The following is an 18,698-nucleotide window of genomic DNA, read 5'->3' as shown; positions in this document are numbered from 1 at the left end:
CAGTCCTTTTCGGGGCTCGCGGAGGAGGCCGGCGTTGGCCTATAAGCAGGCCTTCCGCAGCAGCAGGCCGCCATGTCCGACGAGAGCACGCCTTCCCCCGTCATCACCTTCGACGACTTCCTGAAGGTGGATATCCGCGTCGGCACCATCGTCGCCGCCGAGCCCTTCCCCCAGGCCCGCAAACCCGCCTTCAAGCTGACCATCGATTTCGGCCCGGAGATCGGTGTGAAGCGCTCTTCCGCACAGATTACAGTGCATTACACGCCGGAGGACCTGGTGGGCCGGCAGGTGGCGGCGGTGGTGAATTTCCCGCCCAGGCAGATCGGCCCCTTCATGTCGCAGGTGCTGACCCTCGGCTTTCCCGACGAAAACGGCGCGGTGGTGCTGATCTCGCCGAGCCTCAAGGTGCCGGACGGCGGCCGCCTGTTCTGATCCCTAGGTCTGCGCCCAGCGCTCGGATTTGAACGCGGTGGCAATGGCTTGCGCGCGGGCGAGCGCGATGTCGTCGGCGTCGAGCCCGCCTTCGTCGAGGCCGGCGCAGGCGTCACGGGCGGCCCGCAGCAGCTCCACCTTCGGGTGGGTTTCGCCCATGCGATCGCCATGGCCGAAATAATCGCAGATCGCGACCAGCATCAGCGCTTCGAACAGCTCGGGATCGCGGAAGGCTCCCGTGCGGTCCAGCATGGCGGCGAGCGGCCCAGCGCGGACCGGCGAGGCGCGCTGCACCCGCTCGCATTCGTGGAGTGACAGCAGCGCGAGGTCGCGGCAGCGCTCGGGCACGTCGTAGCGGTCGCAGGCGGCGGCGATGCGCGGTATGGCGCGCTCAATGTGGCGATAGTGAACGGGCAGATGCTCGCGCGGGGAATCCGATTTCCCGGCATGCATCAGCAGCAGTGCCGTGCGCACCTCCAGCGGCGCCGCCCGCCGCCCGGCCTCGTTGAGCGAGGCGACGAGGAGGACCCCGAGGTCGATCTCGTCCGCGGTGTCGGTGATCTGCGGGATGCCGAAGACCGCTGAGATTTCCGGGAAGAGCTGTTCCAGCACCCCGCATTCGCGCAGCGCCTTCACCATGGCGCCCGGCCGCGCGCCCATCAGCCCGCGGGAAAATTCCGCCCAGATGTCAGCGGGGGCGAGACCATCGAGCGCCCCGACCTCCATCTGCTCGAACATCATGTCGAGCGTCTCCTCGTCCGCTTCGCTCCCCTCGGCCAGAAGCGCGGCGAGGCGCAGCAAAGCGAGGCCCGGATGGGTCTGGGCGAAATCCGAGGGCTGGAAGGGTGGAGGCGGGGGCAGCTTGTCCATCCCTCCAGTGGATCATCAGCCGGCGAAGAGGGGCAAGCCCAAGCTTCGGGCATGCCCAAAGAATGGGCTAGACAGGGATGCGCACTGTCGCCCTGAGGCCCCCCATGGGGCTGTCGGAGAGCTGGATGTCGCCGCCATGGGCGCGGGCGATGTCGCGGGCGATGGAGAGGCCGAGGCCGGAGCCTCCGGCATCCTGGTTGCGCGCATCGTCGAGGCGCAGGAAGGGGCGAAACACCTCCTCGCGCTTCTCCTCGGGAATGCCGGGGCCGTCGTCATCCACGGTCACGATCAGGTAGCGCGCATCCCGCGTGCCGGAGATGGCGATGCGGCGGGCATGGCGCACCGCATTGTTCACGAGGTTGCCGATGCAGCGCTTAAGCTGGTCGGCCTTCACCTCCACCAGAGGCGGGCCCATGAAGCTCGCCGTGGCGGTGGCGCCGTCGCGCTCGGCATTGAGGCGCAGGTCCTCGATGAGCTCGCCCATGTCGGTGAGGGCTGCCTGCTCGCCGGGGTCGCCGCGGGCGAACGCGAGGTAGGCTTCCAGCATGCCCTGAAGCTCGTCCACATCCTTCTTCAGTGCCTCGCTTTCGCCCTCCGGCAGGAAGGCGAGCTCCAGCTTGAAGCGGGTGAGGATGGTGCGCATGTCGTGGGAGACGCCGGCGAGCATGGTGGTGCGCTGCTCGATCTGCCGCTCGATGCGCCGCTTCATCTCCAGGAAGGCGATGGCGGCCCGCCGCACCTCGCGGGCGCCGCGGGGACGGAAATTCTCCACGTCGCGCCCCTTGCCGAAGGCCTCGGCAGCGTCGGCCAGGTTCTCGATGGGGCGGATCTGGTTGCGCAGGAACAGGATGGCGACGGCCAGCAGCACCAGCGAGGTGCCGACCATCCACAACAGGAAGATGTGCGAGTTGGAGGCGTAGGCGGCGTTGCGCGGGGCGAAGATGCGCAGCACCGCGTCATCCATCTTCACCCGGACCTCGATGAGCATGGAGCGGCCCACGGTGTCGAGCCAGAAGGGCTGCTTCAGCCTGAGGCCGATCTCGCGGGAGAGGGCGGCGTCCAGCACCGAGAAGAAGGGCTTTGGCCCCGGCGGCGGCAGATCGGTGGGCGGCAGCACCGCCACATTGAGCGAGAGGTTGCGCGAGGCGAAGGTGCGCAAGGCAATGTGGTCGTTCGCCTTGGGCAGCATGTCGTAGAGCGATACGACGGCGGAGATGTCCTGGCTGACGGCGGCGGAGAGGCGGCGCGTCACCACATTGTAGTGGCGCTCCATGAAGACGAAGGCCAGCACCGATTGCAGGATCACCATCGGCGTGACGATGATGAGAAGCGAACGCGGATAGAGCCCTTTCGGCGTCACCCGGTTGAACCAGGCGGCGAAGCCGTTGGTGGTGTCTCTCAGCCAGACGAGAACCAGCCTCGCCCAGTGCCGGACGCCTGAAGGACTCTCCGCCACGCTCAAGGCGTCACCACCAGCCGATAGCCGATGCCGCGCACCGTCTGGAGATAGACGGGATTGGCGGGGTCGCGCTCGAGCTTCCGGCGCAGGCGGTTCACCTGCACGTCGACGGCGCGCTCGCTTGCGGCCCCGCCGCCGGCCAGCGCAAGGCGCTGCACCGTATCGCCGGGCGCCTCGGCCAGCGCCCGCAGCATGTCCCGCTCGCGCTCGGTGATGCGCACGATCTCGCCGTTGCGGGTCAGCTCGCCGCGCTCCAGATGGAAGGCGAACTCGCCGAAGCGCACGCTCTCGATGGCCTTCTGCGGCGGCGGCAGCGCGCGCTTGAGGATGGAGCCGATGCGCAGCAGTAGCTCACGCGGCTCGAACGGCTTGGCGAGGTAGTCGTCCACGCCGGCTTCGAGGCCGGTGATGCGGTCGGCGGTCTCCGAACGGGCGGTGAGCATGAGGATGGGCACAGCCGAGCCGCGCCGCAGGTCGCGGGCGAGGTCGAGGCCGCTCTCGCCCGGCATCATCACGTCGAGGACCAGTAGGTCGAAGGCGAGGCCCTCCAGTCGCGCCCGCGCCTCGGCGGCGGAGGCGGCGGTGCTGACGCGATAGCCGTTCTCAGTGAGAAAGCGGGACAAGAGCGTACGGATGCGGCTGTCGTCGTCCACCACGAGCAGATGGGGGGCGTCGTCGGCCAAGGCGACGGTCACGGCCTCAGCCATGGTGCGGGGCCTCCCGGAAAGCGCGAAGGATCATCTGGGTCTCGTTTTCTGGTGGCCGCATCGGCGGCAGGAGCCGGGAGTCAGGAACCTGGCGGCAAAGATCAGCGGCAGTTCGCGCTTCACCCACGCCGCGCCCGTGCGGAGCGGTCCGCCCGCTCGATCAGTCGCTCCACGGGCACGCGATCCTCCGGGTCGATCATGGCGAGAAGAAAGCGCCGCACCGTGTCCCGGCCTTCCGGTCCGCTGGCTTCCAGCGCGGTCTCGATGCGCCGGCTCTGCAGCGCCACGAACTCGCGCGCAAGGGTCTCGCCCTTGGCGGTAGGAAACAGCAGGCGCTGACGCCGGTCGGAGGCGCCGGCCCGGCTCTCCACGAAGCCTTCATCCACCAGTTCCCGCAGTACCCGGCCCAGGCTCTGCTTGGTGATGCGCAGGATGTCGAGCAGGTCGGTGACGCGCATCCCCGGATGCCGATTGACGAAATGGACCACGCGATGGTGCGCGCGCCCGAAGCCGATGGGCGCCAGGATCTCGTCCGGGTCGGCTACGAAATCGCGATAGGCGAAGAACAGCAGCTCGACGAAATCCACCAGCGGCGCGGCCTCGGCCGGCGCCGGAGCGGGGGCATCGGCGGCAGTCTTGGGTGCGTCCGTCAGGGCGAGCGCGGAATTTATGTCAGCCATGTTGACTTTTTTCGTTTTGATCGTTACCCAAAGAGCGTGTTCCACGAAATGATCGGTCGCGGGCATCGCCCAGCCGGTTCGATCGTTTCGCGGCTTTGCCGGCTTTGTAAGCAGGCGTAAAGATATCCCCATGCGGGACCGCTGGAAAGCTGCGGTGACGCAGGGGGGAAGCCGCGCGCACGACGCGGTCTGAACAGGAGTTGAGAAGATGAGCGCTCAGGGTGTCCCCTTCGACCAACGTGACGGCTGGATCTGGTACGATGGCGTCTTCGTGCCGTGGGCAGATGCCAAGCTGCACGTGCTGTCCCATGGCCTGCACTACGGCAGCACGGTGTTCGAGGGCGAGCGCGCCTATGGCGGCGAGATCTTCAAGAGCGCCGAGCATTCCGAGCGCCTGCGCCTCTCGGCCGAGATGCTCGACTTCACCATCCCCTACACCATCGGCGAGATCGACGCCGCGAAGAAAGCGACGCTCGAGAAGAACGGCCTCGTCGACGCTTATGTCCGCCCGGTGGCGTGGCGCGGCAGCGAGATGATGGGCGTCGCTGCCCAGAAGAACACCATCCACCTTGCCATCGGCGTGTGGGAGTGGCCGAGCTATTTCGATCCCGAGCAGCGCCGCAAGGGCCTGCGCCTGGATCTGTCCGAGTGGCGCCGTCCCGATCCGGCGACCATCCCCTGCCGCGCCAAGGCTGCCGGCCTTTACATGATCTGCACCATCTCGAAGCACCGGGCCGAGCGCCGCGGCTTCGCCGATGCGCTGATGCTGGACTATCGCGGCTACGTGGCCGAGTGCACCGGCGCCAACGTGTTCTTCATCAAGGACGGCGTGATCCACACCCCCACCCCGGACTGCTTCCTTGACGGCATCACCCGCCGCACGGTGATCGACATCGCCCGCCGCCACGGCATCGAGGTGGTGGAGCGCCACATCAAGCCGGAGGAGCTGACCGGCTTCTCCGAGTGCTTCGTCACCGGCACGGCGGCGGAAGTGACCCCGGTCGGCTCCATCGCCGACTGGACCTTCACCCCCTCGGGCATCACCCACCAGCTGATGGATTCCTATTCCGCCGAGGTGCGCCCGAAGCAGCAGGCCGCCTGAAGGGCCTGACGGGAGTTGGGTTTCAGGAAGGGGCGGCGCTGGTATTGGCGTCGCCCCTTCCCGTTGGGGGAGTTGACGTCCGCGCCGACTGCAGCCAAACCTTGCCGCGTGAGCGACACGCCCCCCCTCTCTTTGCTGAAGCGCGGCCTTCACCGTCTCGAAGGCCTTCCCATCGTGGGCCCGCTGCTCGCTTCCGTGAGCACCATGGAGCGGGCGACGCTGGCTGTCCTCGGCTTCATCGCCTTTGCCTTCTATCTTTTCCTCGTGGTTGCCGACGAGGTGACCGAAGGCGCGCCCGGCAGCCTCGACCGGGACATCCTGCTCGCCCTGCGCAATCCCACCGATCCGTCCGATCCCCTCGGCCCGCCCTGGGTGGAGGAGATGATGCGCGATCTCACCGCGTTGGGCGGCACCAGCGTGCTCACCCTGCTGACGCTGGCCGTGATCTTCTTTCTCATCCTCACCCGCAAACGCCATGCAGCGCTGCTCGTGGCGGTGTCGGTGGCGGGAGGAACGATCCTGTCGCAGGGGCTGAAATGGGGCTTCGACCGGCAGCGACCGGACCTCGTGCCCCATGGCATGTCGGTCTATTCCCAGAGCTTCCCATCGGGCCACGCCATGCTCGCGGCGGTGGTTTACCTGACCCTCGCGGCCCTGCTGGCACGCACCCAGAAGCGCACGCGGGTGAAGCTGTTCCTGCTGGGCGGGGCAGCGGTCATAACCGTCATCGTCGGCATCAGCCGAATCTATCTCGGTGTCCACTGGCCCAGCGATGTGGTGGGCGGCTGGGCGCTTGGCGCCGCCTGGGCCTCCTCCTGCTGGCTCGTCATGCTGTGGCTGCAGCGCAAGGGCGAGGTGGAAGGAGAGGCGAACGGCTCCGGCGGCGCGAAGGACCAATGAGGGGTCAGGCGCGGAAATAGAGGCTGTGGTCGAAGCCCAACAGGATGCGGGCGGTCGGCACCAGCGAGATACCGGAGTAGAAGGCAGCAAGTCCCTCGGCCGTGTTCGGCACAGCGGCGAACTCGTCGACGATGCGGCAATAGTCGCGCCGGAGGCTGTCGCTGCCGGGATCGAGGTTGCTGACGAAGACGAGACCGGTGGGCGGCGCGTCCGCGCACACGATGCGCAGGTCGGGCCGGTACTTCGCGAGAATGGCCACCACCTTCCACACGTCGCCGGTCCACCATCCATTATACGGCGTCTCGCGGCTGAGCCGAACCGCCTCCTGCGAGTCGCGCAGGAGCATTGGCTCGGCGAGGGGGAGGCAGTCGTGCAGAGCGATCAGCCCGCGCGGGCTCGCCACCCGCTCGGTGTTGTAGAAATCGCGCAGCAGATATTCGAACTGGTGCATGCCGTCGAGAAAGGCGAAGTCCGCCGGGCCGCCGAGCGCCGCCGGGACATCCACCTCGGCGAAGAAGGCATCGCTCGACATCTGGAACAGGCGCACCTCGGTCTTGTTGGTGGCGACGTTGTGCGTGAGGCGGAAGGCGGGGTCCACGCCGACCGCCCGCTCGGCGACGATCTGCGCGAAGCTCTCCCCGGTGCAGACGCCGACTTCTAGATATCGTTTCACCGCACGGGTCTGGCTGAGCCGTTTCAGGACGCTGATGTAATAGTCGCCGCGATGGGGGCCGGGAAGCGGAGCGGACGCCTCCGCGGAGGCCGCTCCGACCTGGGATGGAGGCATGTTGGCAGGGATGGTGGAGGGGGGGACAAGAATATCGGCCTGATCGGACACGTCGTTCCTCCTGCCACGGCTGCCTACAACCAGTAGCTGTGCTAACGGAACGCTATAGGCCGAAGGGGCCGGTGGCAAGTGGCAGTTCTCGGGGAACGTCGCAGATGAGCTGCCCCGGCTCCGCGCCTCAGTCGAACAGGCTGGAGACCGATTCCTCGTGCGCCGTGCGGGCGATGGCCTCGCCGATGAGGGTGGCGATGGAGAGCACGCGGATGTTGCGCGCCACCCGGACCGCCTCGGTGGGCAGGATGGAATCGGTGATCACCAGTTCCTTGAGCTTGGAAGCGGTGACGCGCGCCACCGCGCCACCCGAAAGCACGCCGTGGGTAATGTAGGCAGTGACTTCCTTGGCGCCGCGGGCGAGCAGCGCATCGGCCGCATTCACCAGCGTGCCGCCCGAATCAACGATGTCGTCGACTAGGATGCAGGAGCGGCCCTCCACATTGCCGATGACGTTCATCACCTCGCTCTCGCCCGGCCGCTCGCGGCGCTTGTCGACGATGGCGAGCTGGGCGTCGATGCGCTTGGCGAGCGCGCGGGCGCGGACCACGCCGCCCACGTCCGGCGAGACCACCATGACGTTGGAGGTGTCGAACCGCTCCTTGATGTCCCGCACCATCACGGGCGCGGAATAGAGGTTGTCAGTCGGGATGTCGAAGAAGCCCTGGATCTGCCCGGCATGCAGGTCCAGCGTCATCACGCGGTCAGCGCCGGCGTGGGTGATGAGGTTGGCGACCAGCTTGGCGGAGATGGGCGTGCGCGGGCCGGGTTTGCGATCCTGGCGGGCGTAGCCGAAATAGGGCAGCACCGCCGTGATGCGCTTAGCCGAGGCGCGGCGCAGCGCATCGATGATGATGAGCAACTCCATGAGGTGGTCGTTGGTCGGGAACGAGGTGGATTGCACCACGAACACGTCCTGTCCGCGCACGTTCTCCTGGATCTCGACGAAGATCTCCATGTCCGCGAAGCGGCGGACCACCGCCTTGGTGAGCGGCGTCGCAAGATAAGCGGCGATGGCTTCAGCGAGCGCGCGGTTGGAATTGCCCGCGACGAGCTTCATGGGACCGTTCTCCGCTGACATTGGGACGCTCCGCCCGGCACCGGGCCTGATCGAAGGGTCGGAAACGAGACTTGTCCGGCTCTGATAGGCGGGCCGTCACAATGTTGTAAAGAGCCACGGCGTGGCAGAAGGCGGGGCCACCCCATCGTCCGCGCCGGCTGTTGCTGGAATGTCGTGCCGCCCGGTCAGTTCGCGGCGTATCCGAGGACCGTGCCGGACGTTTCGAGGGCCGCCACGGGCACTCCGGCAGGATCGGGCCGGATCGCGGGCTCGGCCGTCGCGGGCTTTTCGTCCTGCGCCGCGGGAGCTGCGGCGGTGGCCGTGGCGACCGGAGCGGGCGCCGTGCCGCCGACGCCGAGCGTTTCGGCGAGGCTGGCCATGGACTTGTCGGCGATGCGGGCGAGCACCTTGTCGTCGCAGGCGGCCCAGCCGTCCGAAACCTTGCCCTTCACCCGTCCGGCCGGCTCTTCGCCGGAAAGCCGGGCGACCCGGTTCTGGTTGCGGTCATAGACGTCCCAAGCATAGGCCACCGTGGCGGAGCCCTTCTGGACGTGCATGGCGAGGTAGCCCTTGACCCGGTAGGCGGCGCCGCTGGAGCGGGAGGCAACCGCCACGCGCCGCGTCTCCGCCTCGGAATTGAGCTGACCCACGAGCTTCTCGAATGTGGCCTGGGGCGGCCCGTCGATGCTGTCGAAAGCGACTGCGCCGCCACCGCCGGAGTTCGCCATGCCCGAGCCGTCGGTCTGGCAGGCGCCGAGGGCGAGGCACAGGGCCAGCCCGGCAAGGCGAAGTGGGGAGATGAAGCGGCGTGCCGCATGGGGAGTTCCCGCGCGTTCCGCTGCTGCGTCCACGACCCCTGCCACTGATACCCGCATGACGGCTCCCGGCGTTGAGCTTGTCGCCGAAGGGGTAGCGGGAAATGGCGGCCGGGTCCAGAAAAACGGTTAAAGTGCGGTTAACGGCTGCAGGAAATACCGGAAGGTCAGCGCCGGCCGCAGGATGTGGTTGATGGCTCCTTAAGCCTTCCGCCGCCTCAGCCCAGCGACTGGAGAAGGCCGAGCAGGCGTACCGAGCCCTCCGGCCACGGCCCATAGCCCGCCTCGGCGTTGATGTGCCCGGCATCGCCCGCATCGACGATGGCCGCCCCCCAGTCGAGCGCGAAGCCTTCGGCGCGGCGATAGTCGCAATAGGGATCGGTCCGGCTCGCCACCAGCACGGAGGGGAAGGGCAGGGGCGCCGTGGGTACCGGCGCAAAGCCGGCGATGGCGGGGTCGATGTCCGCCCGATCGATGTCGGGCGGGGCGACGAGGAAGGCCGCCCTCACCTTGCCCGCCGGCAGCAGCGGCACGGCATGGACGAGGGTCGGCACGCCGAGCGAATGGGCGATCACCACTACCGGCTTGTCCGCCGCCGCCACCGCTTCGGCCAGGCGGCGCGGCCATTCCGTTGGGTCGGGCCGGTCCCAGTCGGCCTGCATCACCCGCCGGGCGGCGGAGAGGCTGCGTTCCCATCGGCTCTGCCAGTGGTCGGGGCCTGAGCCCTGCCAGCCGGGGACGATGAGCAGGACGGCATCGGAAGATTTCATCGGTATTTCCGCAACGTCAGGCGAGGGTGATGGCGGCCATCAGCCGGCCGTAGTCCGGCTCTTTGCGGTGGGTGGTCCGGCGATAGGAGAAGAAGCGCTCTTCGTCCGTATAAGTGTCGAGGCCGAGGTCCTGCACTTGCCCCACGCCCGCCTGCTCGAGCCTGAGGCGGATGAAGCCGGGCAGGTCGAACAGGGAATGGTGTGCCCGGTCGGCAGGGGCGAAGAATCGGGCGAAGCCCTTGTCCTCGGCGAGAAAACGCCCGACGAACTCCTCGCCTACCTCGTAGCTCGGCTGGCGGATCAGCGGCCCGAGAACGGCCCGGATATTGGCGCGCCGGGCCCCGAGTTCCTCCATACGTGCGACGGTCCCGGCGACGATGCCGCCCACCGCCCCCTTCCATCCGGAATGGGCGGCGGCCACCACCCGCGCGCCGGGATCGGCGAACAGGATCGGCCCGCAATCGGCGATGGAGATGGCGGCGGCGATGCCGGGCGTCGCGGTGACGACCGCGTCGGCCTTCGGCGCGGTCTCGCGGGTCCACGGCTCGGTGGCGACCACCGCGTCGGCGGAATGGACCTGCCAGCATGCGAGGAGATGCGAGGGCGCAACGCCCAGCGCCTCGGCCATGCGGGCGCGGTTCTCCGCCACGGCGGTGGGATCGTCATTGGAGCCGGTGCCGCCGTTGAGGCTGTGATAGATGCCCTGCGAGACGCCGCCCCGACGGGTGAAGAAGGCATGGCGGATGCCGGGCAGGGCGCTGAGCAGGGGCGCCTCGATCTTCATCGGTTGAACTCCTCGGACGGGTCGAATGCGGGCGGCGTGCCTAGGTGAGGATGGGCGAGCGCGAGCACCTTGAACAGCCGCCCCATCTCGCCATCCCCGGTTCCAGCCAGCCGACGGGTGGCGGCGGCGATGGTCGCAGCGGCCTCGGGCGCGGCATCGCGCATCAGCCGGTCGGCACGGGCGGTAAGGCCGAGGCGGGTGAGGAAATCCCCTTGCTCCAGCGGCCCGAACGCCCTGAGCCTTGCCTCCTGCCCCAGCAGGGCAAGGCGGGCGAAGTCCACATGGGCGGTGAGATCGGCCTCGCCGGGATCGGCGAGGGGATCGGCGAAGCGGTGGGCCTTAAGCGCTTGCAACGTGTCGCCATGGCCGCCGGCATGGCCGTAATCGATGACGAGGGTGATACCCCCCTCGGCGGCGATGCGTCCGGCCAGCGCGCGCGCGGGTCCGCTTTCCATCACTTCCAGCACGACGCCCGGCGCGGGGGGCGGCAGGTGAGCGGCGAGGGTGGGCGCGAGGCGGGAGGGGGCGGCGTCGAGGCCGAAGTTGAGTTGTCCCTGGGCACCGACGCCAACCTTGCGCTCATGCCAGCCCGCGCCGGTCCATACATACTGATCCACCGGCAGGGCATCGAAGAACTCGTTGGCCAGGACGATGGCGGGTCCGGCGGGCACGTCCTCGATCCGGGCGTGCCATGAGACCTGCTCGCCGGCCCGCTCCTCATGCGCCGCGAGCGCCCGCGCCTGCGCCTTGCGCAGCACCGGGCTTGTCTCCACCAGATGGATGCGCGCCGCCTCGCCGAAAGCCGGCACGAGACGCGCGGCGCGCAGGGCATCGGCCATGAGGGTGCCGCGACCGGGGCCGAGCTCCACCAGCCGGAACAGGCCCGGTGCGCCCATCTGCTGCCAAGCGGCCACCGCCCACAGGCCGAGAAGCTCGCCGAACATCTGGCTGATCTCGGGGGCGGTGGTGAAATCGCCCCGCGCGCCGAGGGGGTCGCGGGTCACATAATAGCCGTGCCGGGGATGGCCGAGGCAGAGCCCCATATAGCGGCCGACGGGCATGGGACCTTCGGCGGCGATCAGCAGCCGGATTTCCTCTTCGAGGGGCGTGGTCACGGCGCCGGCTTGCGCTTCAGCGCGTAGAGCAGCAGGCCGAGGCCAGCCAGCACCAAAGGCACCGAAAGCCACATGCCCATGGTGGTGCCGAAGGCGAGATAGCCCAGCTGCGCATCCGGCTCGCGGAAGAATTCGCCGATGATGCGGCCGATGCCGTAGCCCATGCCGAAGATGCCCGCGGCGACGCCGGGGCGCTTCAGCTCGCCGCTGCGCACCACAAGCAGCATGATGAGAAAGAGGACGATACCCTCCAGTCCCGCCTCGTAGAGCTGGCTCGGATGGCGCGGCAGGGGGCCGCCGTGGGGGAAGACGATGGCCCACGGCACATCCGCCGGCCGGCCCCACAGCTCGCCATTGATGAAATTGGCGAGCCGGCCGAAGAACAACCCAATGGGCGCCACCACGGCGGCGACATCGAGCATCGAGAAGACGGGGATGCGGCGGGAGCGGGCGAACAGCACGAGCGCGAGCAGCGTTCCGGCGAGCCCACCGTGGAATGACATGCCACCTTTCCACACGGCGAAAATGTCCGCAGGGTTTTGGGCGAAGAAGGCCGGGTTGTAGAACAGCACATAGCCTAGCCGGCCGCCGAGGATCACGCCCAGCGTCGCCCAGAACAATGCGTCGTCAAGATCCTGCGGCGTCATGGGCGAGGTGCCGCCCCACAGCGCCGGGCGGGAAACCAGCCGTCGCGCCAGCAGCCAGCCGATGACGAGGCCGGCGATGTAAGCGAGCGCATACCAGCGGATGGCCAGCGGTCCGACCTGGATCAGCACCGGATCGATGGCGGGGAAGGGCAAAGCGAAGGTGGGCATCGTCTCCCCGTATGGCGGCACCGGCGCGCCATCTGCCGCGACCGGCCGGAGCGCGTCAAGCCACTGGGGTGGGCGCCGTCGGTCGCGCCATATTTTCCCTTAGGTCAGGTGGTAACTCGGGACGAAACCGGAGGAGCACGCCATGGAAGCGCAGACGGAGCGGGAGCAGTCTCCGGAAGAAGGCTGGCTGAGGCGGCTCGTGGGCGAATGGAACGTGGAGGCCCCGGCGCCGGACGGCGAGGGCACCATCAAGGGTCGCGAAACGGCACGCCTTTTCGGCAGTTGGGTGCTGCTGGAAGGCTCCTCCCAGATGCCCGACGGCAGCGTCCATGCGAGCCTCATGACGCTCGGATTCGATCCGGCGCGCGGCAGGGTGGTCGGCAACTGGGTCGGCTCCATGATGAGCCATCTGTGGGTCTATGAAGGCGGGCTCGATGCGGCCGGGACGACGCTGACCCTCGACACAAGCGGTCCCGCCGTGGACGGCAGCGGCGCCAGCGCCGACTATCAGGACGTCATCACCTTCGAGGGTGAGGACACACGCATCCTCACCTCGCGCCAGCGACAGCCGGATGGCGCGTGGCGTGACCTGTTCTGTGTCCGCTACAGCCGCGAGGGCTGACAGTCGGTGACGCGGCTGTGCGATGTTGCGCTGCACCCTTGCGTCGCGCCCGCTCTGTCGCCATGTTCGCCGAACCGGCCTGCGCCGGACAGATTTTGCCGCGGATGACGCGGGCTTGGCCTCAGGAGGCTCCCATGACCCAGACCACCGGTCGCCTTTTCGACGAGATGGCGCGTCTCGTGAACGATGCCGCTGGCGTGGCCCAGGGTGTTCGCCGCGAGGCCGAGACGGTCATGCGGTCGCAGATGGAACGCTTTCTGCGCGACATGGACCTCGTGAAGCGCGAGGAGTTCGAGGCTGTGAAGGACATGGTCGCCGAGGCCCGCATGGAGAATGAGCGGCTCTCCGCGCGCATCGCCGTGCTGGAGGCGAACCTGCGCATCCACACCCATCCCACCGCTTCCGGCCCGACCGGTCCTGAGACTGAAGTGCCCGGCGGAGCCGCCTGACACCTTCCGTAGCGGAATATTCGGCGACATCCCGCCCCTGCGACAAAAGGGCACTGAACGGGTGGCGCACACACAATCTGTCGTAGCGGGGAAAACTTTACCCGCGATATACTGATTTTCGTGGCGATTCGGAGCCGGTTCGTCGTAGCGCTCGAATACGACGGGGCGCAGCCTCGCCAGGATGCTCTCTTGAAGGACACGCTCTTTCGGGACATGTCCTGACGGCGAGCCTCCGAACGGCACGCCGCATGCGCATGCCCTGGCTACTGTCTGCCCGTGGCCTGTCACACGGAGTGCCGCTTTCGACCCTCTCCGCGTTCCTCACACCGCGAGGTCGAGGCCATGTCTCTCATCGACATCGAAGCCGATGCGCCGGCGAACCCCGTTGATCTCGTGGAGCAGCTCGCTGCTCTGCGTGACTGGTCGTTCGAGCGCTCCGACGAGGACGAGATCACCCTCTCGCTCGCCAGCCGCTGGACGGACTGCCATGTCTCGTTCCAGTGGATGGATGAGCTCGAGGCGCTCCACGTGGCCTGCGCCTTCGACTTCAAGGTGCCGGAGGGGCGTCGCCCCGAGGTGCTGAAGCTCCTCGCCCTCGTCAACGAGCAGATGTGGCTGGGCCATTTCGACATGTGGTCCCAGGAAGGCGTCATCATGTTCCGCCATGCGCTCGTGCTGGCGGGCGGCGCCACCGCCTCGGACCGGCAGTGCGAGGCCATCCTCGATGCCGCCCTCGATGCGGTCGAGCGCTACTATCCCGCCTTCCAGTTCGTGGTCTGGGCCGGCAAGACCGCCCGCGAGGCCATGGACACGGCCATGTTCGAGACTGTCGGCGAGGCCTGAGCCTCGCCACCGGGGCCGGCGGCAGCCGGCCCTTTGGTTTCCGCTGTTGGTGCAATCCCCGCTGCCGATGTGGCGCGGGGCGTGAGCCTCCTCTATGTGATGTCCTCTGCGGGGCCCGCGGGCGCGGGCGTGCCCGCAGAAGGTCCGGTTCAAGAGGCGGTCATGAGCGAGAGCGTGCTGAAATCCCTGTCTGGTCCGGTGGTGCTGCTCGGCTGCGGCAAGATGGGCTCGGCCATGCTGGAAGGCTGGCTCAAGCTGGGCCTCCCGGCGGACAAGGCCGTGGTGCTCGATCCCAATCTGACGGCCGAATCGGCGTCGGCGCTCGCGGCCAAAGGTGTCTTGGTCAATCCCGCGCACGCGGCCATCGCGGCGCCGTCTGTCCTGCTCCTCGCGGTGAAGCCGCAGGTGGCCCCCGAGGCGCTGCCGGCGGTCGCCGCGCTCGTGAAGCCGGGTACCCTTGTCGTCTCGGTGATGGCGGGGCGCACCGTGGCGTTCATGGGCAACATCTTCGGCGCGGATGCCGCGATCGTCCGCTCCATTCCCAACACCCCGGCCGCCATCGGCCGCGGCGTGAGCGTCGCCGTGCCCTCGCCGGGCGTGACGCAGGCGCAGAAGGATCTCACCGCCGCGCTGCTCGGCGCAATCGGCATCGTCGAATGGGTCGATGACGAGGCGCTGATGGACGCCGCGACCGCGGTCTCCGGCTCCGGTCCCGCTTATGCCTTCCTCCTCGCCGAAGTGATGGCGCAGGCGGGCGCGGCCGCTGGCCTTCCGGCGGACCTCTCCGCCCGCATCGCCCGCGCGACCGTGGCCGGCGCGGGGGCGCTGATGGACCAGTCCGACCTTTCCGCCGCGACGCTTCGCCAGAACGTGACCTCCCCGGGCGGCACCACGGCGGCGGCGCTGGCCGTTCTCATGGATGAAGGCCGTGGCTTTCCGCCCCTGATGGTGGAGGCCGTCGCCGCCGCCACCCGGCGCGGCAAGGAACTCGCGGGCTGAGGGCATCGTCTCTTATCGAGGAGTAGGGCCATGACTGCGGAGACCGCGCGCGAGGCCTGCCTGCGCAGCTTTCTCGATCTTTTGGCCGAGAAGCCGTTTCGCGCCATCTCGCTGTCCGAGGTCGCCGCGCATTGCGGCGTGCCGCTGGCGCAGATGCGCGCGTCGTTCGCATCGACCGACGATCTCCTCGCTGCCTTCTTCCGAACCACTGATCGGCAGGTGCTTGCCGAGGGCGGCCCCGAAAGCGACGATCTGGCGGGGGAAGGGCCGCGCGAGCGGCTGTTCGAAGTGCTCATGCGCCGCCTCGATGCGCTGGAGCCCCACAGGGAGGCCGTGCGCGGCCTCACCCGCTCCGCCCGCCGCGATCCGGCCCTTGCGCTGACGCTGCTGCGCCTCTCCGAAGGCTCCCAGCGCTGGATGCTGGCGGCGGCCGGCATCGATTGCGCGGGCCTGTCCGGCAGCGTCAGGGCCAAGGGGCTGGCTGTTCTGTTCGCCCGCGTGCTCGACACCTGGCTCAAGGACGATGATCCGGGCTTGGCGCCCACCATGGCCGCGCTGGATCGCGAGCTGGAACAGGGCGGCAAGCTGCTCGGGATGCTGGACAATCTCGCCTACATCGCCATTCCCTGGCGCAAGCGCCGCGCCTCGTCCCAGCCCACCGATGCTCCGGCGGAGGAGACGGCATCCGCCGCCTGAGGCGGGGCCACCCACCTTGCTCCCGCGGCGCTGGCCTGCCATGGGTCTGGCATGAGCGCCCCCCGCGAAGAGCCCATTGCCCTCTACATCGACGCCGACGCCTGCCCGGTGAAGGAGGAGGCATACAAGGTCGCCTTCCGCCACCACATCCGCGTGCTGGTGGTGGCCAATGCGCCGCTCATGGTGCCCCGCCATCCGCTGGTGGAGCGGGTCATCGTGCCGGCCGGATCGGACGCGGCTGATGACTTCATCGCCGCCCGCGTCTCGCGCGGCGATGTGGTGGTGACTGCCGACGTGCCGCTCGCCTCCCGCTGCGTCGCCGCCGGGGCGGCGGTGATCGCGCCGGACGGACGGCCCTTCACCGCCAATTCCATCGGCATGCAGCTCGCGACCCGGAACCTGATGGAAGATCTGCGCTCGGCCGGTGCCATCACCGGAGGTCCGAAGCCGTTCTCGCCGCGCTCCCGGTCCGAATTCCTCTCCGCCCTCGATCTCGCCATCGTGCGGCTGAAGCGGGCCGGCTTCCGCCCCGCGCCGCCGCCCGAGGCCGGGTGACGATCAGAAGCACTCTTCCTCCAGCCTTTTCAGGTCGGTCAGCGCGACCTCGTCCTCGTGCTCCTCGAACAGCTCGACCATGTAATAGACGTGGGAATGGAGCAGCAGCAGCTTGTCGCAGATGGTGGCGCCGCCCGCCTCCGCGGCTGCCAGCCGGGCCTTGAAGCGGTCCCAGAAGGCGTTGCCGTGGGCCGGGTCGTCGATGTAGCGGAACAGGTGCATGAGCACCACCTCCATATTCCCCTCGAAATCGATGCCCTGGAAGGTCAGGTAGCGGTCCGGCGCTTCGAGCGCGAAGGGAAAAGCGGGAAAGCCGGCGGCAGCTTCGGTCATCCATCGTCCTCCATCGGGCGCCGAAGCGCGTCGGGGAGACCATGGGCGGCGAAGGGAGCCGGCTTCAAAGCAGAAGGCGCGATCCACGAGCGTCCTGCACCAACGGCATCAGGGCTGCACGAACGGCAGTCGGCTCCGCGCCTCAGACCCCCAGCCGCCGCCGGATATCCTCCACCTTGCCCCGGCTGACCGGGACCCGTGTCTCGCCGACATCCGCCATGACGAGATGCCAGCCGCCGTCCTCACGCGCGGCGGCGCGGACGTGGCGCATGTTGACGAGATAGCGCCGGTGCACGCGCACGAACTGGCCCGGATCGAGCCGGCGCTCCAGATCGGCGAGGGGCCTCGGGCAGAAAGCTGAGAAGGTGGCGGTGCGCGCCTCCGCATAGTGCCCCTGCGCCACCAGGAAGGCGACTTCGGTCACGTCGATGAGGCTGATGAGGTCGCCCTTGCCGCGCACCAGCGGGAGTTTCATGAGGGGGCACAGAGCCGCCATGGCCTCCGCGCCCGCCACTGCCAGCCCGTCCACCTCCAGATCGGCACCGGGGGTGCGGCCCATCATGGGCGCCTCGACCAAAGCGTGGATCATCATCAGGAAGCCGTCGGGCGGGTCATCGGGCGAAGCCTCGAGCCGGCTGACTTTGGCGACCAGCGTGCCCATGGCGGTGGTCACCACCAAAGAGGAGGTGCCGTCCTGCGAGGTGCGGGCCCGCTCGATGAGAAAGGCCACCTTGTCCCGCGCCTCTCCGGGATGCAGCGAGAGGATATCCACACCCGCGAGCCGCTGCCCCGGCGGCGCGAGCAGCCGCATCGCCACCGGATTGACCGAACGGATGTGCAGATCCGCGTCGAGCAGCACGACGCCGACCGGTGTGCGCTGGAGACGGTATTCAAATGACTGTGCGGCGGCGAGAGGCGGGCTCGCGCGGGGTGTGACGGCCATAGCTCCCCATCGGGCTCCCGATCCAGTGCCCCATCGGGCGGGGGTATCCTACGCCGGGTGGCCCCCATGCCAAGGCCGAGCCGCCCCAAAAACGCCCGTTTGCCACGATGAGGCCGCATGGATACTTTACGCGCCCTCGTCCCGGTGCGGCGTCGCCGGCAAGGTCCTGCTTCGGCAGGCCATCCCCAAGTCCTGGATCCCGAAGCTCTCAGCTCATGACCGACATTTTCCACGAGATCGAGGAAGACCTCCGACGCGATCGCCTGCGCAAGCTCTGGGACCGTTTCGGCGGCGTGATCATCGCCGCCTGCGTGCTGGTGATTCTCGCCGCCGCGGGCTGGAGCGGCTACCAGTACTGGCGCCATGAGCAGGCGGTGAAGGCCAGCGAGGCTTATCAGAGCGCCGTCGCCCTCTTCGATGCCGGCAAGATGCAGGAGGCCGAGGCCGCCTTCGCCGCCATCGCCAAGAGCGGGCCGGCCGGCTACCGCACCCTTGCTCTGTTCCGCGCCGCTGCCGCCGCCACCGCCCGCGACAAGGCGGCCGGCATCGCCGCCTTCGATGCCATTGCCGCCGACAATTCCGTGCCGCCGCTCGCCCGTGACCTCGCTTTGGTGCGTGCCGCCCTGCTGGTGGTCGATACGGCCGGCCTGCCGGAGGTGAAGCAGCGCATCGGCGGCATTGCCAACGGCACCGGCCCGCTGCGCCACTCGGCGCGCGAGACGCTGGCGCTGGCCGAGCTGAAGGCTGGCGACCTTGCCGCCGCCAACAAGACCGCCACCGACATCACCACCGACAGCGACACCCCGCCCGGTGTCCGTTCTCGGGCCGAGCTCATCCGGCGGCTCACTGCCTCGGTCACCGCCCCAGCGGGTGAAGCGGCCGCTGGCACCGCGCCGACCCAGTGAACCCCG

At 68.6% G+C, this 18,698-nt stretch carries 23 protein-coding genes; 10 read left to right on the top strand and 13 right to left on the bottom strand.

What is annotated here, in order from left to right:
* Positions 1-72 precede the first annotated feature (72 nt).
* Positions 73-432, top strand: a complete 360-nt coding sequence (locus D7006_RS21970) for a tRNA-binding protein (protein WP_237354546.1) — start codon at positions 73-75, stop codon at positions 430-432.
* 3 nt (positions 433-435) lie between these two features.
* Here the strand turns inward: D7006_RS21970 and D7006_RS21965 are convergent, their stop codons facing one another.
* The 4 genes from D7006_RS21965 to D7006_RS21950 all read right to left on the bottom strand — a co-directional run bounded on the left by D7006_RS21965 (position 436) and on the right by D7006_RS21950 (position 4,148).
* Positions 436-1,302: a tRNA nucleotidyltransferase gene (locus D7006_RS21965; protein ID WP_237354545.1), complete on the bottom strand. Its 867-nt coding sequence runs from the start codon at positions 1,300-1,302 to the stop codon at positions 436-438.
* Between the two features lie 67 nt (positions 1,303-1,369).
* Positions 1,370-2,704 carry an ATP-binding protein gene (locus D7006_RS21960; RefSeq protein ID WP_237356972.1) on the bottom strand — a complete coding sequence of 445 codons (1,335 nt, stop codon included), beginning with the start codon at positions 2,702-2,704 and terminating at the stop codon, positions 1,370-1,372.
* Positions 2,705-2,760: 56 nt separating this feature from the next.
* Positions 2,761-3,468, bottom strand: coding sequence for a response regulator (locus D7006_RS21955; RefSeq protein WP_237354544.1), 708 nt, complete (start codon positions 3,466-3,468; stop codon positions 2,761-2,763).
* Positions 3,469-3,587: 119 nt separating this feature from the next.
* Positions 3,588-4,148 carry a MarR family winged helix-turn-helix transcriptional regulator gene (locus tag D7006_RS21950; RefSeq protein ID WP_237354543.1) on the bottom strand — a complete coding sequence of 187 codons (561 nt, stop codon included), beginning with the start codon at positions 4,146-4,148 and terminating at the stop codon, positions 3,588-3,590.
* 208 nt (positions 4,149-4,356) lie between these two features.
* On the opposite strand from D7006_RS21950, the gene D7006_RS21945 reads away from it, so the two are divergent.
* Positions 4,357-5,250: a branched-chain amino acid aminotransferase gene (locus D7006_RS21945; RefSeq protein WP_237354542.1), complete on the top strand. Its 894-nt coding sequence runs from the start codon at positions 4,357-4,359 to the stop codon at positions 5,248-5,250.
* A 108-nt stretch (positions 5,251-5,358) separates the two neighbouring features.
* A complete protein-coding gene (locus tag D7006_RS21940; protein WP_237354541.1) occupies positions 5,359-6,150 on the top strand; it encodes a phosphatase PAP2 family protein in 792 nt (263 codons plus the stop codon).
* A 4-nt stretch (positions 6,151-6,154) separates the two neighbouring features.
* On the opposite strand, the gene D7006_RS21935 is transcribed toward D7006_RS21940, so the two are convergent.
* The 7 genes from D7006_RS21935 to lgt all read right to left on the bottom strand — a co-directional run bounded on the left by D7006_RS21935 (position 6,155) and on the right by lgt (position 12,347).
* Positions 6,155-6,988: a class I SAM-dependent methyltransferase gene (locus D7006_RS21935; protein ID WP_237354540.1), complete on the bottom strand. Its 834-nt coding sequence runs from the start codon at positions 6,986-6,988 to the stop codon at positions 6,155-6,157.
* A gap of 127 nt (positions 6,989-7,115) precedes the next feature.
* Entirely contained in the window at positions 7,116-8,069 is a 954-nt protein-coding gene (locus tag D7006_RS21930) for a ribose-phosphate pyrophosphokinase (protein WP_237354539.1), read from the bottom strand.
* A 164-nt stretch (positions 8,070-8,233) separates the two neighbouring features.
* Positions 8,234-8,923 (bottom strand): hypothetical protein, encoded by a 690-nt coding sequence (locus tag D7006_RS21925; RefSeq protein ID WP_237354538.1) that lies wholly within the window; start codon positions 8,921-8,923, stop codon positions 8,234-8,236.
* A 158-nt stretch (positions 8,924-9,081) separates the two neighbouring features.
* On the bottom strand, positions 9,082-9,633 hold the full coding sequence (locus tag D7006_RS21920; RefSeq protein ID WP_169121837.1) for an alpha/beta hydrolase: 552 nt from the start codon (positions 9,631-9,633) through the stop codon (positions 9,082-9,084).
* A 16-nt stretch (positions 9,634-9,649) separates the two neighbouring features.
* Positions 9,650-10,417: a peptidoglycan editing factor PgeF gene (pgeF, locus tag D7006_RS21915; RefSeq protein WP_237354537.1), complete on the bottom strand. Its 768-nt coding sequence runs from the start codon at positions 10,415-10,417 to the stop codon at positions 9,650-9,652.
* Entirely contained in the window at positions 10,414-11,532 is a 1,119-nt protein-coding gene (locus D7006_RS21910; protein WP_237354536.1) for a class I SAM-dependent methyltransferase, read from the bottom strand. The genes pgeF and D7006_RS21910 overlap by 4 nt, the downstream gene beginning before the upstream one ends.
* Complete coding sequence (gene lgt, locus D7006_RS21905; RefSeq protein ID WP_237354535.1) at positions 11,529-12,347, bottom strand: prolipoprotein diacylglyceryl transferase; 819 nt, start codon at positions 12,345-12,347, stop codon at positions 11,529-11,531. The genes D7006_RS21910 and lgt overlap by 4 nt, the downstream gene beginning before the upstream one ends.
* 142 nt (positions 12,348-12,489) lie before the next feature.
* Here lgt and D7006_RS21900 point away from each other — a divergent pair, with 142 nt between their 5' ends.
* From D7006_RS21900 to D7006_RS21875, 6 genes are all read left to right on the top strand, one after another.
* Positions 12,490-12,969 carry a DUF1579 domain-containing protein gene (locus D7006_RS21900; RefSeq protein ID WP_237354534.1) on the top strand — a complete coding sequence of 160 codons (480 nt, stop codon included), beginning with the start codon at positions 12,490-12,492 and terminating at the stop codon, positions 12,967-12,969.
* Positions 12,970-13,103: 134 nt separating this feature from the next.
* The gene (locus D7006_RS21895; protein ID WP_024277091.1) at positions 13,104-13,418 is read left to right on the top strand and encodes an accessory factor UbiK family protein; all 315 of its coding nucleotides are present in this window, start codon (positions 13,104-13,106) and stop codon (positions 13,416-13,418) included.
* Between the two features lie 342 nt (positions 13,419-13,760).
* Entirely contained in the window at positions 13,761-14,261 is a 501-nt protein-coding gene (locus tag D7006_RS21890; RefSeq protein WP_029556717.1) for a YbjN domain-containing protein, read from the top strand.
* 162 nt (positions 14,262-14,423) lie between these two features.
* The gene (proC, locus tag D7006_RS21885; RefSeq protein WP_237354533.1) at positions 14,424-15,260 is read left to right on the top strand and encodes a pyrroline-5-carboxylate reductase; all 837 of its coding nucleotides are present in this window, start codon (positions 14,424-14,426) and stop codon (positions 15,258-15,260) included.
* 30 nt (positions 15,261-15,290) lie between these two features.
* Positions 15,291-15,956 (top strand): TetR/AcrR family transcriptional regulator, encoded by a 666-nt coding sequence (locus D7006_RS21880; RefSeq protein WP_237354532.1) that lies wholly within the window; start codon positions 15,291-15,293, stop codon positions 15,954-15,956.
* A gap of 51 nt (positions 15,957-16,007) precedes the next feature.
* Positions 16,008-16,511 (top strand): YaiI/YqxD family protein, encoded by a 504-nt coding sequence (locus D7006_RS21875; protein ID WP_237354531.1) that lies wholly within the window; start codon positions 16,008-16,010, stop codon positions 16,509-16,511.
* A 3-nt stretch (positions 16,512-16,514) separates the two neighbouring features.
* Here D7006_RS21875 and cowN read toward each other — a convergent pair whose 3' ends face one another.
* Positions 16,515-16,844: a N(2)-fixation sustaining protein CowN gene (gene cowN, locus D7006_RS21870; RefSeq protein ID WP_237354530.1), complete on the bottom strand. Its 330-nt coding sequence runs from the start codon at positions 16,842-16,844 to the stop codon at positions 16,515-16,517.
* A gap of 142 nt (positions 16,845-16,986) precedes the next feature.
* A complete protein-coding gene (locus D7006_RS21865; RefSeq protein WP_237354529.1) occupies positions 16,987-17,787 on the bottom strand; it encodes a LytTR family DNA-binding domain-containing protein in 801 nt (266 codons plus the stop codon).
* A gap of 215 nt (positions 17,788-18,002) precedes the next feature.
* Between D7006_RS21865 and D7006_RS21860 the strand changes: the two genes are divergently transcribed.
* Complete coding sequence (locus D7006_RS21860) at positions 18,003-18,692, top strand: tetratricopeptide repeat protein (RefSeq protein ID WP_237354528.1); 690 nt, start codon at positions 18,003-18,005, stop codon at positions 18,690-18,692.
* Positions 18,693-18,698 lie beyond the last annotated feature (6 nt).

It is taken from the genome of Xanthobacter sp. YC-JY1, from assembly GCF_021730305.1.
Classification (GTDB): domain Bacteria; phylum Pseudomonadota; class Alphaproteobacteria; order Rhizobiales; family Xanthobacteraceae; genus Xanthobacter; species Xanthobacter flavus.
Note: the sequence above shows the minus strand (reverse complement) of the source record. Positions and strands in the feature narration are given on the sequence as shown.

Bases quoted from the DNA above. Each gene is read 5' to 3' on its own strand.
- lgt (WP_237354535.1), bottom strand. From the start codon at position 12,347: ATGCCCACCTTCGCTTTGCCCTTCCCCGCCATCGATCCGGTGCTGATC.
- proC (WP_237354533.1), top strand. From the start codon at position 14,424: ATGAGCGAGAGCGTGCTGAAATCCCTGTCTGGTCCGGTGGTGCTGCTC.
- D7006_RS21970 (WP_237354546.1), top strand. From the start codon at position 73: ATGTCCGACGAGAGCACGCCTTCCCCCGTCATCACCTTCGACGACTTC.
- pgeF (WP_237354537.1), bottom strand. From the start codon at position 10,417: ATGAAGATCGAGGCGCCCCTGCTCAGCGCCCTGCCCGGCATCCGCCAT.
- D7006_RS21900 (WP_237354534.1), top strand. From the start codon at position 12,490: ATGGAAGCGCAGACGGAGCGGGAGCAGTCTCCGGAAGAAGGCTGGCTG.
- D7006_RS21880 (WP_237354532.1), top strand. From the start codon at position 15,291: ATGACTGCGGAGACCGCGCGCGAGGCCTGCCTGCGCAGCTTTCTCGAT.
- D7006_RS21875 (WP_237354531.1), top strand. From the start codon at position 16,008: ATGAGCGCCCCCCGCGAAGAGCCCATTGCCCTCTACATCGACGCCGAC.
- D7006_RS21860 (WP_237354528.1), top strand. From the start codon at position 18,003: ATGACCGACATTTTCCACGAGATCGAGGAAGACCTCCGACGCGATCGC.
- cowN (WP_237354530.1), bottom strand. From the start codon at position 16,844: ATGACCGAAGCTGCCGCCGGCTTTCCCGCTTTTCCCTTCGCGCTCGAA.
- D7006_RS21930 (WP_237354539.1), bottom strand. From the start codon at position 8,069: ATGTCAGCGGAGAACGGTCCCATGAAGCTCGTCGCGGGCAATTCCAAC.
- D7006_RS21890 (WP_029556717.1), top strand. From the start codon at position 13,761: ATGTCTCTCATCGACATCGAAGCCGATGCGCCGGCGAACCCCGTTGAT.
- D7006_RS21895 (WP_024277091.1), top strand. From the start codon at position 13,104: ATGACCCAGACCACCGGTCGCCTTTTCGACGAGATGGCGCGTCTCGTG.
- D7006_RS21965 (WP_237354545.1), bottom strand. From the start codon at position 1,302: ATGGACAAGCTGCCCCCGCCTCCACCCTTCCAGCCCTCGGATTTCGCC.
- D7006_RS21950 (WP_237354543.1), bottom strand. From the start codon at position 4,148: ATGGCTGACATAAATTCCGCGCTCGCCCTGACGGACGCACCCAAGACT.
- D7006_RS21945 (WP_237354542.1), top strand. From the start codon at position 4,357: ATGAGCGCTCAGGGTGTCCCCTTCGACCAACGTGACGGCTGGATCTGG.
- D7006_RS21920 (WP_169121837.1), bottom strand. From the start codon at position 9,633: ATGAAATCTTCCGATGCCGTCCTGCTCATCGTCCCCGGCTGGCAGGGC.
- D7006_RS21865 (WP_237354529.1), bottom strand. From the start codon at position 17,787: ATGGCCGTCACACCCCGCGCGAGCCCGCCTCTCGCCGCCGCACAGTCA.
- D7006_RS21925 (WP_237354538.1), bottom strand. From the start codon at position 8,923: ATGCGGGTATCAGTGGCAGGGGTCGTGGACGCAGCAGCGGAACGCGCG.
- D7006_RS21955 (WP_237354544.1), bottom strand. From the start codon at position 3,468: ATGGCTGAGGCCGTGACCGTCGCCTTGGCCGACGACGCCCCCCATCTG.